This is a genomic window from Methylocystis sp. Sn-Cys, from assembly GCF_016745395.1.
GTDB classification, from domain to species: domain Bacteria; phylum Pseudomonadota; class Alphaproteobacteria; order Rhizobiales; family Beijerinckiaceae; genus Methylocystis; species Methylocystis iwaonis.
In genome coordinates, this window is sequence record NZ_JAERVJ010000003.1 from 307,611 (window position 1) to 322,583 (window position 14,973).

General features: G+C 64.0%; 18 protein-coding genes. 13 read left to right on the forward strand and 5 right to left on the reverse strand.

Annotated features, from left to right (window positions below):
- The first annotated feature begins 1 nt into the window (after position 1).
- Genes glcF through JJT62_RS08625 form a run of 3 tightly spaced genes read left to right on the forward strand, consistent with a single transcriptional unit; the run spans position 2 to position 1,942 of the window.
- Positions 2–1,288 carry a glycolate oxidase subunit GlcF gene (glcF, locus tag JJT62_RS08615; RefSeq protein ID WP_202072303.1) on the forward strand — a complete coding sequence of 429 codons (1,287 nt, stop codon included), beginning with the start codon at positions 2–4 and terminating at the stop codon, positions 1,286–1,288.
- Positions 1,289–1,319: 31 nt separating this feature from the next.
- Complete coding sequence (locus JJT62_RS08620; protein WP_202072304.1) at positions 1,320–1,610, forward strand: nucleotidyltransferase family protein; 291 nt, start codon at positions 1,320–1,322, stop codon at positions 1,608–1,610.
- The gene (locus JJT62_RS08625) at positions 1,607–1,942 is read left to right on the forward strand and encodes a DUF86 domain-containing protein (protein WP_202072305.1); all 336 of its coding nucleotides are present in this window, start codon (positions 1,607–1,609) and stop codon (positions 1,940–1,942) included. The genes JJT62_RS08620 and JJT62_RS08625 overlap by 4 nt, the downstream gene beginning before the upstream one ends.
- A 6-nt stretch (positions 1,943–1,948) precedes the next feature.
- Here JJT62_RS08625 and trpS read toward each other — a convergent pair whose 3' ends face one another.
- From trpS to JJT62_RS08645, 4 genes are all read right to left on the reverse strand, one after another.
- Positions 1,949–2,983 carry a tryptophan--tRNA ligase gene (gene trpS / locus JJT62_RS08630; protein ID WP_202072306.1) on the reverse strand — a complete coding sequence of 345 codons (1,035 nt, stop codon included), beginning with the start codon at positions 2,981–2,983 and terminating at the stop codon, positions 1,949–1,951.
- A gap of 198 nt (positions 2,984–3,181) precedes the next feature.
- Complete coding sequence (gene hslU / locus JJT62_RS08635) at positions 3,182–4,483, reverse strand: ATP-dependent protease ATPase subunit HslU (RefSeq protein ID WP_202072307.1); 1,302 nt, start codon at positions 4,481–4,483, stop codon at positions 3,182–3,184.
- Positions 4,483–5,046, reverse strand: a complete 564-nt coding sequence (gene hslV, locus JJT62_RS08640) for an ATP-dependent protease subunit HslV (RefSeq protein ID WP_202072308.1) — start codon at positions 5,044–5,046, stop codon at positions 4,483–4,485. Before hslV ends, hslU begins: the two co-directional genes overlap by 1 nt.
- Before the next feature lie 223 nt (positions 5,047–5,269).
- Entirely contained in the window at positions 5,270–6,160 is an 891-nt protein-coding gene (locus tag JJT62_RS08645) for a hypothetical protein (RefSeq protein WP_202072309.1), read from the reverse strand.
- Between the two features lie 413 nt (positions 6,161–6,573).
- Here JJT62_RS08645 and hisB point away from each other — a divergent pair, with 413 nt between their 5' ends.
- The 8 genes from hisB (at position 6,574) to coaA (ending at position 12,257) form a co-directional block, all read left to right on the forward strand.
- On the forward strand, positions 6,574–7,170 hold the full coding sequence (hisB, locus tag JJT62_RS08650) for an imidazoleglycerol-phosphate dehydratase HisB (protein WP_202072310.1): 597 nt from the start codon (positions 6,574–6,576) through the stop codon (positions 7,168–7,170).
- Positions 7,171–7,213: 43 nt separating this feature from the next.
- Complete coding sequence (locus JJT62_RS08655; protein WP_202072311.1) at positions 7,214–7,621, forward strand: DUF2628 domain-containing protein; 408 nt, start codon at positions 7,214–7,216, stop codon at positions 7,619–7,621.
- Positions 7,618–8,268, forward strand: a complete 651-nt coding sequence (gene hisH / locus JJT62_RS08660) for an imidazole glycerol phosphate synthase subunit HisH (RefSeq protein ID WP_202072312.1) — start codon at positions 7,618–7,620, stop codon at positions 8,266–8,268. The genes JJT62_RS08655 and hisH overlap by 4 nt, the downstream gene beginning before the upstream one ends.
- Positions 8,265–9,011 (forward strand): 1-(5-phosphoribosyl)-5-[(5-phosphoribosylamino)methylideneamino]imidazole-4-carboxamide isomerase, encoded by a 747-nt coding sequence (hisA, locus tag JJT62_RS08665; protein ID WP_202072313.1) that lies wholly within the window; start codon positions 8,265–8,267, stop codon positions 9,009–9,011. Before hisH ends, hisA begins: the two co-directional genes overlap by 4 nt.
- Positions 9,004–10,008, forward strand: coding sequence for a restriction endonuclease (locus JJT62_RS08670; RefSeq protein ID WP_246744783.1), 1,005 nt, complete (start codon positions 9,004–9,006; stop codon positions 10,006–10,008). The genes hisA and JJT62_RS08670 overlap by 8 nt, the downstream gene beginning before the upstream one ends.
- Positions 10,008–10,787 carry an imidazole glycerol phosphate synthase subunit HisF gene (gene hisF, locus JJT62_RS08675; RefSeq protein ID WP_202072314.1) on the forward strand — a complete coding sequence of 260 codons (780 nt, stop codon included), beginning with the start codon at positions 10,008–10,010 and terminating at the stop codon, positions 10,785–10,787. The genes JJT62_RS08670 and hisF overlap by 1 nt, the downstream gene beginning before the upstream one ends.
- Before the next feature lie 190 nt (positions 10,788–10,977).
- Complete coding sequence (locus tag JJT62_RS08680; RefSeq protein ID WP_202072315.1) at positions 10,978–11,301, forward strand: phosphoribosyl-ATP diphosphatase; 324 nt, start codon at positions 10,978–10,980, stop codon at positions 11,299–11,301.
- On the forward strand, positions 11,298–12,257 hold the full coding sequence (gene coaA, locus JJT62_RS08685) for a type I pantothenate kinase (RefSeq protein ID WP_202072316.1): 960 nt from the start codon (positions 11,298–11,300) through the stop codon (positions 12,255–12,257). Before JJT62_RS08680 ends, coaA begins: the two co-directional genes overlap by 4 nt.
- A gap of 161 nt (positions 12,258–12,418) precedes the next feature.
- On the opposite strand, the gene JJT62_RS08690 is transcribed toward coaA, so the two are convergent.
- Positions 12,419–13,840, reverse strand: coding sequence for a PLP-dependent aminotransferase family protein (locus JJT62_RS08690; RefSeq protein ID WP_246744784.1), 1,422 nt, complete (start codon positions 13,838–13,840; stop codon positions 12,419–12,421).
- Positions 13,841–13,946: 106 nt separating this feature from the next.
- Between JJT62_RS08690 and JJT62_RS08695 the strand changes: the two genes are divergently transcribed.
- The gene (locus tag JJT62_RS08695) at positions 13,947–14,339 is read left to right on the forward strand and encodes a cupin domain-containing protein (RefSeq protein WP_202072317.1); all 393 of its coding nucleotides are present in this window, start codon (positions 13,947–13,949) and stop codon (positions 14,337–14,339) included.
- An 8-nt stretch (positions 14,340–14,347) separates the two neighbouring features.
- Positions 14,348–14,800 carry a carboxymuconolactone decarboxylase family protein gene (locus JJT62_RS08700; protein ID WP_202072318.1) on the forward strand — a complete coding sequence of 151 codons (453 nt, stop codon included), beginning with the start codon at positions 14,348–14,350 and terminating at the stop codon, positions 14,798–14,800.
- Positions 14,801–14,973: the final 173 nt, after the last annotated feature.

The window sequence follows — 14,973 nt, forward strand, 5'->3', positions numbered from 1 at the left end:
GATGCAGACGCATTTCTCTCTTGCCGCGCTCGCGGACCCGGACATGGCGCAATCGGAGAAGATCCTGCGCGCCTGCGTGCATTGCGGCTTCTGCACCGCGACCTGCCCGACCTATCTCCTCACGGCCGACGAATTGGATTCGCCGCGCGGGCGCATTTATCTCATCAAGGAGATGCTGGAGAATGGCCGCGCCGCCGATGCGCGCACCGCGCGGCATGTCGATCGCTGCCTCTCTTGCCTTTCCTGCATGACGACCTGTCCGTCGAGCGTGCATTACATGCATCTCGTCGACCATGCGCGCGCCCATATACAGGCGACCTATCAGCGGTCCTTCGCAGATAAGGCGCTGCGCGCGTTGCTTGCTTTCGTTCTGTCGCGCCCAAGAGTGTTCCGGTTTGCGTTGCGTTTCGCTGCCGCCGCGAGGCCGTTCGCCCGCTATTTGCCAGAGCGCCTGCGCGCGATGCTATCGCTCGCGCCCGCTAAATTGCCAGCGCGGTCGGACGTCGACCGCCCGCAGGTTTTTCCGGCGCAAGGCGCTCGCAAAATGCGCGTCGCGCTTCTCAACGGTTGCGCGCAGACCGTGCTGGACACGCGTATTAATGAAGCCACCGTGCGTCTCCTCACGCGCCACGGCGTCGAGGTCGTCGTCGCCGAGGGCGCCGGATGTTGCGGGGCGCTGCCGCATCATCTCGGCAAGGTCGATGAGGCCCATGCATTTGCGCGCAGGAACATCGACGCCTGGACGCGCGAGATAGAGACAGGCGGCCTCGATCATATCATTATCAATACCTCCGGCTGCGGCACGAGCGTGAAGGATTACGGCTTCATGTTCCGCAACGACGCCGCGCTTGCGGGCAAGGCCGCGCGCATTTCCGCGCTGGCCTGCGACGTGAGCGAGCTTGTCGATAAATTGCAATTCGAGCGCGCCGCCGTCCCGCGCCTGAGGGTCGCCTATCACGCGGCTTGCTCCCTGCAGCACGGCCAGAAAATCACGCGCGAGCCGGTTGCGGCGCTGGAGCGCGCGGGCTTCGAGGTTGTCGCCGTGCCCGAAGGACACATCTGCTGCGGTTCGGCGGGAACCTACAATCTTTTGCAGTCCGAGGTGGCCGACCAGCTTCGCGCCCGTAAGGTGGCCAATATCGAGAGCCTCGCGCCGCAAGTTATCGCCGCGGGCAATCTCGGCTGCATGACGCAGATCAGGGCGGGTACGGCGATCCCGATCGTGCATACGGTCGAACTGCTGGATTGGGCGACCGGCGGGCCGAAGCCAGAGGCGTTGACCGCCTGATTTGTGCTATAGTGTGCGTGAGGTGTATGCCATGCCGTTGCTCGAATCCCTGCTCGATAAACGCTCGGAGCTGATTGCAGCCGCGCGCCGCCATGGCGCGTCGAACATCCGCCTGTTCGGCTCGGTCGTTCGTGGGGAAGAGACGCCGTCGAGCGACGTGGATTTGCTCGTCGATCTTGCTGAGGAACGCGGGTTCGACGATTATCTCGCGCTGGCGGAGGAACTGGAGACGCTGATCGGGCGGAGGGTCGATCTTGTGACCTCGCGGGGCATGAGTCCTTTTCTCAGGCCGTTGATCGAACGCGAAGCGTTGCCCTTGTGAAGTCCGATCGCTTCTACCTGGAGCATATCGCGGATAGCATCCGCGCGATCGAGAGCTATGTTACGGGCGGCCGGGATGTCTTTTTGCGCGAGCGCATCATCCAGGACGCTGTCATCCGCAATTTCGAGATCATTGGCGAGGCGGCAGGCAAGCTCTCCCCCGAGCTAAAGGCCACAGCGCCAGCTCCCTGGGCGAAAATCGTGGCATTCCGAAATCGGCTGATACACGCCTATTGGGGCGTCGATCTTGTTCTTGTCTGGGACGTTATCTCGAAGGACCTACGCCCGCTCAGGGAGGAGGTCGAACGCCTCCTCGCCAAGCGAGGCGATTAGGCGGAGTTACCGCAAGAACCCCACAATATCCTTCACGGCGTTCATGTTCTCGCGCGCCAGCGCGCGGGCGCGGTCCGAGCCGTCTCGCAGCACCTGGTCGATATAGCCCTCATCCTCGCGGATGCGGCGCATTTGCGCGGTGATCGGCGAGAGCTTGGCGACCGCGAGATCGACCAGCGCGCTCTTGAAGGTCGAGAAATTCGCGCCGCCGAATTCGCTCAAAACCTCCGCCTTGGCGCGCCCCGATAGCGCGGCGAAAATGCCGACGAGATTGTCCGCCTCCGGCCGGCCTTCGAGACCCTTTTCCTCGGAGGGCAGGGGCTCGGGATCCGTCTTGGCCTTCTTCACCTTCGTCGCGATCTGGTCGGCGTCGTCGGAGAGATTGATGCGCGAATAATCCGAGGCGTCCGATTTCGACATTTTCTTCGTGCCGTCGCGCAGGCTCATGACGCGCGTCGCCGGGCCGGCGATCAGCGGCTCGGGCAGGGGGAAGAAGCCTTCCCCGAAGCCATTGCGCTCGATCGAGGCGCCGAAATCATTGTTGAACTTCTGCGCAATGTCGCGGGCGAGCTCCAGATGCTGCTTCTGGTCCTCGCCGACCGGCACATGGGTGGCGCGATAGAGGAGGATGTCGGCGGCCATCAGGACAGGGTAATCCAGGAGGCCCATCGAGGCGTTCTCGCGGTCCTTGCCGGCCTTGTCCTTGAACTGGGTCATACGGTTGAGCCAGCCGATGCGGGCGACGCAGTTCAACACCCAGGCGAGCTCGGCGTGCTCGGCGACCTGGCTCTGATTGAAAACGATGTTCTTCTTGGGGTCGATGCCGCAGGCGAGAAACGCCGCCGCGATCTCGCGCGTGTTGTTGCGCAGCTCGATCGGGTCCTGCGGAACGGTGATCGCGTGCAGGTCGACGACGCAATAGAGGCACTCGAAGCGCTCCTGCAGCTCGACGAATTTGACGATGGCGCCGAGGTAATTGCCGAGATGCAGATTGCCGGTGGACTGCACGCCCGAGAAAACGCGCTGGGGGAAGCTGGACATGGATTGCGCCGTCGAGGGTTGAGGAACTTTGGCGGGGGTTATGACAATGCGCGGGCGCGGGCGCAAGTGTGGGAATCTCCCCTCTCCCGCCTGCGGGAGAGGGTGGCCCGGCGAAGCCGGGTCGGGTGAGGGCCCTCATCCGTCACCGCTTCGCGGCGACACCTTCTCCCGCAAGCGGGAGAAGGAGGGAGCCCAAGCTTACAGAATAAACCGGCTCAAATCCCGGTTCTTCGCCAAATCCCCGATGTGCTTCTCGACGAAATCGCCGTCGATCGTCACCGTCTCGCCCGCGCGGTCGGAGGCCGTGAAGCTGATGTCGTCGAGCACGCGCTCCATCACCGTCTGCAGGCGCCGGGCGCCGATGTTTTCCACCGAGGTGTTCACGGCCACGGCCACTTTGGCGATGGCGTCGATGGCCGAGGGCGCGAATTCCAGCGTCACGCCCTCCGTGCCCATCAAGGCCACATATTGCTTGGTGAGACAGGCTTCGGTTTCGGTCAGGATGCGGCGGAAGTCTTCTTCATTGAGCGAGGCCAATTCCACGCGGATCGGCAGGCGGCCCTGAAGCTCGGGCAAGAGGTCCGAAGGCTTCGCGACATGGAAGGCGCCCGACGCGATGAAGAGCACATGGTCGGTTTTCACCGATCCGTGCTTGGTCGCCACCGTCGTGCCTTCGATCAGCGGCAGCAGGTCGCGCTGCACGCCCTCGCGCGAGACATCGGCGCCGCCGCGTCCTTCGCGGGCGCAGATTTTGTCCATCTCGTCGATGAAGACGATGCCGTTGTTCTCCACTTCGTGGATGGCTTCCCGGACGCTCGCTTCCTGGTCGATGAGCTTGTCGCTCTCTTCGGCGATCAGCGGCCCATGCGCTTCCTTCACCGTGAGCTTGCGTGGCTTGCCGCGCTGCATTTTGCCGAAGAGGTCGCCGAGCGAAAAAGCCGAGACGCTTGCGCCCGGCATGGTCGGCAGCTCGAACATGGGCGTGGAGCCGCCCGATTGCTGCAATTCGATCTCGACTTCCTTGTCGTCGAGCTCTCCGTCGCGCAGCCGCTTGCGGAAGGTCTCGCGCGTCGCGGGCGAGGAGGCGGGGCCGACGAGCGCGTCGAGCACGCGTTCCTCCGCGGCCTTTTCGGCGCGGGCCTGCACATCCTTGCGGCGGCGGTCCTTCACCATCACCAGCGCGACTTCGATCAGGTCGCGCACGATCTGCTCGACGTCGCGGCCCACATAGCCGACCTCGGTGAACTTCGTGGCCTCGACCTTCAGGAACGGGGCGTTGGCGAGGCGGGCGAGGCGGCGGGCGATCTCGGTCTTGCCGCAGCCCGTCGGGCCGATCATGAGGATGTTCTTGGGCATCACCTCTTCGCGCATCTGCCCTTGAAGCTGCAGACGGCGCCAGCGGTTGCGCAGCGCGATCGCGACGGCGCGCTTGGCGTCCTGCTGTCCGACGATGTAGCGGTCGAGCTCGGAGACGATCTCGCGGGGGGAGAAGTCGGCCATCAGATTTTCTCCACCACGATGCTATGGTTCGTATAGACGCAAATGTCGGCGGCGATGTTCATGGCCCGGCGCGCGATGGTCTCGGCGTCTGCCGGCGTGTCGATCAGCGCGCGGCCGGCGGCGAGCGCATAATTGCCGCCGGAGCCGATCGCCGCGACGGCGCCGCCCTCGGCGGTTTCGGGCTCCAGCACGTCGCCGGACCCTGTCAGCACCAGGCCGACATTTTTGTCTGCGACGAGCATCATGGCTTCGAGACGGCGCAAATAGCGGTCCATGCGCCAGTCCTTGGCGAGCTCCACGCAGGCGCGCATGAGCTGACCGGGATATTGCTCGAGCTTGGTCTCGAGACGCTCGAAGAGGGTGAAGGCGTCGGCGGTGGCGCCGGCGAAGCCCGCGATCACGTCGCCCTTGCCGAGCCGGCGCACTTTCCGGGCGTTGCCTTTCATGATGGTCTGGCCGAGGCTGACCTGGCCATCGCCCGCTATGACGGTTTCGCCTTGTTTTTTAACCAGTATGATCGTCGTCGCATGCATCAGGAGCGACTTCTCGCGTTCGCTTTCCATTCTCGCCATCCAGACTAATATGTCAGGCGGATGTAGGCGTTTGGCGGGTGTTGAGCAAGGGCGGGGGCCCTCATCCGACCCTCGCTGACGCGAGGGCCACCTTCTCCCGCACGCGGGAGAAGGAGAGAACCCCGTGTTTAGAGATCACAAGGATTGCAACGCGATTCCTTCTCCCGTTTACGGGAGAAGGTGGCCCCGCAAAGCGGGGTCGGATGAGGGCGCGCTACTTCCCGCCGAAACGATCGGCGATCTCCTGCGCCTCTTTCACCAGCGCGGGGAAAAACGCTTCCCCGGGCGCGCGCTGCCGGTAGCAGGCGCGAAAGTCGGCGTCGCCCTTTTCGCGCGTCTGCGTATAGTCGTTGAAGATCTTTTCGTCCTTCGCGCCGCTCGCCTGATATTTCTTGAAGATCACGTCGGCTTTCGCTTCCGCCGCCTTCAGGCTGGCGTCGCAGGCGGGGATGGGCTTATAGGCCTTGGCGCGCTCGCTCGCGATATAGACCTTTCCCTCCCGGCGCACCGCCAGGACAATATCCTGTATCGGGTTCGGGCCGTCATCCTGCGCCCAGCCGCCGAGCAGCGCGACCGCGAAGGTCGCCCCTTCGGGCTTTGCGATGGGGATGTCGGCGGTTTTTGTCAGGGCGGCGTCCTGTCCAACGGCGAAAGTATAGAATTCGGCATTGGCCAGCGCCTCGTCGATCGACGGCCGCTTGCCTTTCTTCGTCCCCCAGTCCCGCGGCCGCTTTAGCCATGTTTCCAGCAGGCCGTCCGTCGTGACGACGAGCTGCGGCCCGTCGCCGTCCTTGCCGAAGCGCAGGCCGTCCAGTCCGTCCGCGCCGAGCTCGCCCTCGGAAAGACTGTCGTACTCCATTCTCCCCTTCTCGGGATAAGGCTTGATCGCAACCGGGCCGATGATCGCCTGCAGGCGTTTCTCGAGAGCGGCCAGAGCGCTTTTATTGATTTTCGAAATGTCGGCGTCGGGGTTCTTCGCCTCGATCTTCTTGATTTTGGCGGTGGCCGCGTCGCGGGCGGCGACGTAATCTTCCTCGGGCGTTCCGGCGACGGCGGCCGCAAGGCCAATGAGCAGCGCGGGAGCGGCGAAATAGGCGAGCTTCATCAATTCTCCTGAAAACATGCTATGCTGGCTAGGAACCTCCGGCGAGCATAAAGAAGCGCGGGCGCAGCGGCCAGTGACTTGGCGCACGGCCCAGGGCTCCGAATTCGGGGTAATGAGGAGAGATGTGTTCCAGCGTCATGGCCGCGCTTGTCGCGGCCATTCACGCCGCGCCGAGGCGGAAAGCTTAAGAACATGAGCGGAACAACGCCGCTTCTTCTTCCCGCTTGTCTCAATGTCCTGGCGTGGATGCCCGCGACAAGCGCGGGCATGACGCGGCTGCGTAGGGTTGTTAACCTGGATTCAGAGCCCTGGCGCACGGCTCCGGCTGGCGCCGTTGCGACGAAATTGCTACAACCCGCCCGCTTGCGGCCGGCGAATGTTCGGCCCGCGTCCTTTTGGAAGGCCTATTCTCCATGCGCAGCGCCCAGATCGAGCGCGTCACCAAGGAAACGACGATCTCCGTCGCCGTCGATCTCAACGGGGCGGGGAAATCCGACATTTCGACGGGAATAGGCTTTTTCGACCATATGCTCGACCAGATCGCCCGCCATGCGCCGCTCGATCTGACGGTGCTCGCCAAGGGCGATCTGCATATCGACGGCCACCACACGGTCGAGGACGTCGGGCTGGCGCTCGGCCAGGCGGTGGATCGCGCGCTCGGCGACCGCAAGGGAATCGCCCGCTATGGCGACGCCCATGTGCCGCTCGACGAGGCGCTGACCCGCGTTGTCGTGGATGTCTCGGGCCGGCCTTTTCTCGTCTATGACGTGAACTTCCCGTCGGAGCGCATCGGCGCCTTCGATACCGAGCTCATGCGCGAATTTTTCCAGGCCTTCGCCGTGCAGGCGCGCATCGGGCTGCATATCGACAGCCTCAAAGGCGTCAACAGCCATCATATCGCCGAAAGCGCCTTCAAGGGTTTCGCCCGGGCCTTCGGCAAGGCGGTGGCGATCGACCCGCGCCGCGTCCAGGGCGAAGCGCCCTCCACCAAGGGCACGCTGACTGCCTGAGGGGCGGCCGGCAAGAGTCCGAAAGAGGAGGAGGGAAGCCGAAATGGCGATATTCACCGTTCATTTGCCGCCGGAGGGCGCCGCGCGCCCCGAGAAGATCGTGTTCCTGCGCGATTCCTTCTCGACCCCGGCCTTTATCTTCGGGCCGCTCTGGCTGCTGTGGAAGCGCGCCTGGATCGCCGCTCTCGGCTGGTCGCTTTTGCTCGCCGCAATCTCCGCGCTGGGCGTGTCCTTCATGCTTCCGAAGCTGACCACGTCTTTTCTCGCGCTCGCCGCCGCGCTCGTGCTCGGCTTCGAGGGCGACCGCATTCTCGCATGGAGTTTGCAGCGGCGCGGCTATGTCGAGGGCGACCTGGTGAACGCCGACACCGAGGAGGAGGCCGAAATGGTCTACTTCGGCCGGCTGCGGGCGTTCTCCCCTGAAACGCTTCCCTCGGAGAGTCGCGCGTGACGACGACGATCATCGATTATGGTTCGGGCAATCTGCACTCGGCGCAGAAGGCCTTTGAACGCGCCGCGCGCGAGGCGGGGCTCGAGGGCGTCATTCGCGTGACCAACGACCCCGAGATTGTGCGCGCGGCTGACCGCGTCGTCCTGCCGGGCGTCGGCGCCTTCGCCGATTGCCGCGCCGGCCTGCTGGCGCTGCCCGGCCTCTATGAGGCGCTGCAAGAGGCGGCGATTGCGCGGAGCCGGCCGTTCCTTGGCATTTGCGTCGGCATGCAGCTCATGGCGGCGCGCGGGCTGGAGCATGGCGAGACGCCCGGCCTCGACTGGGTCGGCGGCGACGTCGTCGCCATCGAGCCGAAGGACCCGTCGCTCAAAATCCCGCATATGGGCTGGAACACGCTGTCGCTTGCGCGCGAACATGCGGTCTTTGCCGGCATTCCGACAGGCGAGACCGGCCTGCACGCTTATTTTGTGCACTCCTATCATCTGACGCCGGCCGAGCCTGGCCATGTGCTGGCGACCAGCGACTATGGCGGGCCGCTCACGGCCGCGGTCGCGCGCGACAATCTCGTCGGCGTTCAGTTTCATCCCGAAAAGAGCCAGAGGCTCGGCCTCGCGCTCATCGCCAATTTCCTGAGGTGGCGCCCGTGATACTTTTTCCGGCAATCGATCTGAAGGAAGGCCAGTGCGTTCGCCTCGCCCAGGGCGATATGGACCGCGCCACCGTCTTCAACGACGATCCCGCCGAGCAGGCCCGCGCCTTCGAGCGCCAGGGCTTCGAATATCTGCATGTCGTCGATCTCGACGGCGCCTTCGCCGGCGCGCCGCGCAATGCGGAAGCCGTCGAGGCGATTCTTGCCGCGCTGACCATTCCGGTGCAGCTTGGCGGCGGCATTCGCGACATGCGCACGCTCTCGGGCTGGCTGGAGAAGGGCGTCACGCGCGTCATCATCGGCACGGCGGCGGTGAAGGACCCGTCCTTCGTGCGCGAGGCGGCGCGGGTCTATCCCGGCCGCGTGGCGGTCGGCATCGACGCCAAAAACGGCATGGTCGCCGTCGACGGCTGGGCGCGCACCACGCGCATGTCCGCGCTGGATTTGGGCAAAAGCTTCGAGGACGCGGGCGTCGCGGCGATCATTTACACCGATATTTCGCGCGACGGGATTCTGACCGGATTGAACATCGAGCAGACGCTGACGCTCGCCAATGCGCTGTCGATCCCGGTCATCGCCTCCGGCGGCCTCGCGTCACTTGTGGATATCGAGCGGCTGCTGCAGCCCGATTGCGCCAAGCTCGCCGGCGCCATCACTGGCCGCGCGCTTTACGACGGACGCCTCGATCCGGCTGAGGCGCTGGCGCTGATCCGGAAGGCGCGGAGCAACCACCATGGTTGAGACGTGGATGGTCAGAGCCGGGGAGGGCGGATATCTCTTTGACGAATTCCGACAACAGTCGATTGTTGCGATCGGCTGGGGCGACGTGGGGCCTGCAACGCAGATTATGGACAAATCCGGTCTCTGGGAACAAGTCAAGAAGGCCCGCCCCGAGATGCGGGACCAAGCCGTCTCGATGAGCGCTGGTCAGATTTGGCGCTTTGCAAAGGAGATGAAAATTGGCGATCGGGTCGTGACGTACGATCCGCGCGCACGGTTTTATCTTTGCGGGACGATTGCTGGAGAGTGCGAATTTTTCCCCGACGCGGAGTCGAAAGAGCTATTTAACCGCCGTCAGGTCAATTGGGTGCACGAGAAAGGGCGTGATGACCTTTCGGTCGCCGCTCAAAACTCTCTAGGCGCAATTTCTACAATCTTTCTAATTCCACCTGCCGTTTCGGATGAGCTGTGGTCTTTAGCTCCGACGGAAAACTCCGCCGCAGAGATCATGCCGGACTCGAAAGAGTCGATAGCCTCTTTTGACCCATCCGCAGATCAAATTGGAGAACTTGCGTCCGAGAAGATCAAGGACCGAATCGCTAAGCTTTCGTGGTCTGAGATGCAGCAGTTGGTCGCAGCGCTCTTGCAAGCGATGGGTTACAAAACAACGGTGTCGCCAGCGGGTACAGATAGGGGAAAAGATATCTTAGCTTCCCCGGACGGCTTTGGATTTCAGGAACCTAGAATTGCCGTCGAGGTAAAACATCGGCCGGGTACGAGGATCGGTGCTCCCGAGATTCGCAGCTTTGTTGGCGGGCGTAGACCGCATGAGTGTGGGCTATATGTAAGTACGGGCGGTTTCTCTCAAGAGGCTTATTATGAAGCTGAACGCTCCACTATACCTCTTACGCTAATAGACTTTGAAAAGCTTGTTGCTGCTGTTTTGATAAACTATCCTGCGTTTGACGAGCGGACGCGGCAGCTTCTTCCCCTCCAACAGATTTACTGGCCTCTGTGATGCTCAAAGCCCGCGTCATCCCCTGCCTGGACGTCAAGGAAGGCCGCGTCGTCAAAGGCGTCAATTTCGTCGATCTGCGCGACGCCGGCGATCCGGTGGAATGCGCCATCGCCTATGACGCCGCCGGCGCCGACGAGCTCTGCTTTCTCGACATCACCGCGAGCCACGAGAATCGCGGCATTCTCTTCGATGTCGTGCAGCGCACGGCCGAAGCCTGCTTCATGCCGCTCACCGTCGGCGGCGGCGTGCGCACGCTCGACGACATCCGCAATCTTCTGCTCGCCGGCGCCGACAAGGCCTCGATCAACACGGCCGCCGTCTCCAACCGCCAGTTCGTGCGCGAGGCCGCCGAGAAATTCGGTTCGCAATGCATCGTCGTCGCCATAGACGCCAAGCAGGTCGGGCCCGGGAAGTGGGAAATCTTCACCCATGGCGGGCGCCGGCCGACCGGCATCGACGCAGTCGATTACGCCCGCGAGGTGACGGCGCTCGGGGCCGGCGAAATCTTGCTCACCTCCATGGATCGCGACGGCGCCAAGATCGGTTTCGACATTGCGCTCACCCGCGCGGTCGCGGACGCCGTGCGCGCGCCGGTGATCGCCTCGGGCGGCGTCGGCAATCTCGACCATTTGGTTGCAGGCATCCGCGAGGGACATGCGACCGCCGTGCTGGCGGCGTCGATCTTCCACTTCGGCGAATATTCGATTCCGCAGGCGAAGCGCCATATGGCTGCGGCGGGCCTGCCGATGCGGCTCGATGGTTTGGAGGCGTTGGGATGATGGGGCGTTTTCGCGCAACCTCCCAACCGCGTCATGGCCGGGCTTGTCCCGGCCATCCACGCCTTTCGGTTTCGGCTAGGATTGAGTTTGGAGCGCGGAGCCGGCTTCCTTGCAAAGACGGCTGTAGCGGCCCGGCGTGGATGGCCGGCATAGAGCCGGCCATGACGGGTGAGAGGCGGGAGAACATGCTGTGACCTTCACCCTCGACGATCTCGCCGCCCTGATCAAATCACGCCGCGATGACAGCGCCTCGAATTCCTACACGAAGCAGCTCTTCGAGGCCGGCCCGCCGCGCATCGCCAAGAAATTCGGCGAGGAGGCGGTCGAGGCCGTCATCGCCGCCATGGAGGGCGACAAAAAGGCGCTGACCAGCGAAGCCGCCGACGTTCTTTACCATCTCCTCGTGCTGCTCGAGGCGCGCGGCGTCTCTCTTGGCGAAGTGGTGGCGGAACTCGGCCGCCGCACGGCGCAATCCGGCCTCGCCGAGAAAGCTTCGCGCGGAGCGGGCAAATGATCGACGTGGCCGGGCAGGCGAATGGGGCGCTCTCGCCCTATCGCCGCTTCATGCGTTCCGAATGGGCGAGCCTGCGCGCCGATACGCCGCTGACTTTGACGCTCGACGACCTCACGCGCTTAAAATCGGTCGGCGATCCGATCTCGCTCGAAGAAGTCATCGAAATCTATCTACCGCTCTCGCGTCTGCTTGCCCTTTACGTCGCCGCGACGCAAGGGCTCTTCAAGGCGACGCAGCGGTTTCTGGGCGCCGAGGACGGCAAGGTTCCCTATATCATCGGCGTCGCCGGCTCCGTGGCCGTCGGCAAATCCACGACCGCGCGCATCCTCAAGGCGCTGCTGTCGCGCTGGCCGAATACGCCGAAAGTGGAGCTTATCACCACCGACGGCTTTCTTCTTCCCAACGCCGTGCTCGAACGCGAAGGGCTGATGGAGAAGAAGGGCTTTCCGGAAAGCTACGACAATAAGGCGCTACTGCGTTTTCTCTCGGCCGTGAAGGCCGGCCAGCGCCAAGTGTGCGCGCCGGTTTATTCGCATCTGACCTATGATGTTGTCCCGGGCGAGTCGGCCTGTTTCGACGGGCCGGACATTCTCATCGTCGAGGGCGTGAATGTGCTTGCCGCGCGGCCGTCGCGTCAGCCGAAGGAAATTCCCTTCGTCTCGGATTTCTTCGATTTCTCGGTCTATCTCGACGCCAGCGAGGAACTGCTGGAGCGCTGGTATGTTGAGCGCTTCCTCCAGTTGCGCGAGACGGCGTTCCGCGACCCGCGGTCATACTTCCGCAAATACGCCGATCTTTCGGACGACGAGACAGTGAGCGTGGCGAAAGACATCTGGACGCGCATCAATCTTGAAAACCTGCGCCAGAACATCGCGCCGACGCGGCCGCGGGCGAGCCTGATCCTCACAAAGGGCGCCGATCACCGCATCGAGGAAGTGGCGCTGCGGAAGTTGTGACGCCTTTCCGCTTGAACAGCACGCTTGGGGCCTTGTCATTCCCGGCGGGCAGAAAGCCCGACCGGGAATCCAGAGCCACAATAGCGCCGGTTCTGCTCTGGATTCCCGATCGCTCGCTGCGCGAGCGTCGGGAATGACAGTGAGCCAGCCGAGCGAGTACGTCACTGCCCCGTGACGATCTTCATGAACCGCGCGCAGTCTTCCGCAAGACGTGGCTCGAAGAGATTTGTTGCGCCGAGCAACAGGCCCTGCCGCTCGACTGTGTGATACCACGAGGATAGTGGCGTCGGGGCAAAACCGGCGGCAATCGCACGTGCCGCGATCTCGCGATCATCGGCGTCGGGCGGCAGCGTCAAACACACGCCGAGGCCTCCCGCTGCGACGTCGAATGCGCCGCCCGAGGCGGCGCGAAGGCAATTCGCGAGCGCGTTCCGCCGCGCGCGATAGAGCCGTTTCATGCGGCGCAAATGCCGCAGAAAATGCCCCTCGGCGATAAAGGCGGCCACGGCGCGCTGCGTCGCCGGCGCGGGCGCTGGCGTGAGGGTCGCCGTCGCCTCGGCGAAGCGCGCCGCGAGCGGCGGCGGCACGACCAAAAAGCCGAGTCGCAATGATGGGCTGATGGTCTTGCTGAAGGTGCCGGCGTAGATCACGCGGGCGTCGCGATCGAGTGAGGCAAGGGCGGGCGCGGCGCGGCCGTCGAGCTGTAGTTCGCCCAGATAATCGTCCTCTATGATCCATGCGTCGGCGTCACGCGTCCATTGCAGCAGGGCCGCACGCCGGGCGAGCGACATGGTCATGCCGAGCGGGGCTTGCTGCCCCGGCGTGACAATGGCGAGAGCGGCGTCCGGCGCCTGGCGAACGCCCTCGCACACATCGAGGCCCTCGCAGTCCACGCGGATTGGATTGATCGCCAGCCCGGCGATGGTCAAAGCGTCGCGCGTCAGCGGAAAGCCAGGTTCCTCCGCCCATGCGACGGCGTTTCGCAGTGGCAAGGCGCGCAAGGCAAGGCCGAGTGCGCCTGTGAAGCCGGCTGTCACCAGCACCTGCTCGGGCTTGCAGCTCACGCCGCGCGCGATCGCCAGATAGGCGCAGATCGCTTCTCTCAACGCGGCCTCGCCGCGTGGGTCGGGATAGCAGACCGGCGCGGCCGCGGCGGCGCGGGCGTGACGCGCCATCAGGCGAGACCATTGGCTGAAGGGGAAGGCGTCCTGCGCCGGAACGCCCATCTGGAAGAGGAGCGGCGGTCGGTCGAAATCGCGGAAGAGGTCCGGTCTCAGCCCATGCCTGGGCGTGTTTTGTGTTTGCGTCGCAGGAGGCCCGATCCGTTGCGCGACACGCGTGCCGCCCGGCCCAAGGGCTTCCGTGAACTGTTCGTCGCTCAGCCGTTCATAGGCCACCCGCACCGTGCCGCGCGCGACGCCAAGCAGCGCGGCAAGATCGCTCCAGGACGGCAGACGCACGCCGCTGGCAAGCTGTCCGTCCCGGACGGCGTCGCGGATCGCAGCGTAGATTTGCGTCGACAAAGGCGTTTTGGCCTTGCGGTCGAGCGTGATCGGGAATGGCCGCATTGGCCGATGGTACATCCATTCGCGCCAGTCTTGGCGCTTTTTTCTGGACCGATTTCCGCGGACGATCCTCTATCGATTTGAAATAAGGAAGCGCGCTTTGTCCCTTTTCAGGCTTCTTCTAATGGCGCTCCTCGCCATCGGCGCGGCGCAAACGGCCGCTTCGGCAACCTCGCAGACCGAGGTTGCTGCGGTGGTCGCCCGGCGCGAAATTCCCAATATCCCCGGCAAGAGCCTTGTCAGCGTGCTCGTCACCTACGCGCCTGGCGCGAAATCGCCGCCGCATCGACACGCCGCCTCCGGCTTCATCTACGCCTATGTCCTCTCGGGCGCGATCCGTAGCCAGACGGGCGTCGCCGCGCCACAGGTTTACCGCGCGGGCGAGAGTTGGTTCGAGCCGCCGGGCGCACGCCATTCCGTCAGCGAGAACGCCAGCGATGCGGAGCCGGCGCGTCTGCTCGCTATTTTTGTGGTCGATACGCGCGAGGAAGAGCTGACGCGCGCCGATCAGGAGTGAGGAAGATCATGACCCGACGTTTCGATTATTCGGTGGCCGCGCCGGAAGGCATGAAGGCGCTTGCCGGCGTCCATGGCTACGTTATGCGCTGCGGCCTGCCGAAAGCGCTGATCGAGCTCGCTTATTTGCGCGCCTCGCAGATCAACGGCTGCGCCTATTGCATTGGCTTGCATTCGCGCGCGCTTCTGGACGAGGGGATGGCGGTGGAGAAGATCTTTCTCGTGCCGGCGTGGCGCGAGGCCCGGTCCTTGTTCTCGCTACGCGAGCAAGCGGCGCTCGCCTGGGCCGAGGCGGTGACGAAAGTGGCCGAAACAAATGTTCCCGATGCGGATTTCGAGGCGGCGCGTCGGCAATTCAACGAGAAGGAGCTGAGCGATCTCACCATCGCGATCGGCTTGATGAATATTTATAATCGTCTCGCGATCAGCTCGCGAAAGCCGCCTGACGCAGCGGTGAGCTAACGGGCCGCGCCCTCATCCGACCCTCGCTGACGCGAGGGCCACCTTCTCCCGCGAGCGGGAGAAGGGGTGATCGTATCCTTATTTGGTCATTGCCCGCGGCGCTGGCCGCTTTCTCCTTCTCCCGCGTGCGGGAGAAGGTGGCCCCTGCGTCAGCAGGGGTCGGATGAGGGCGC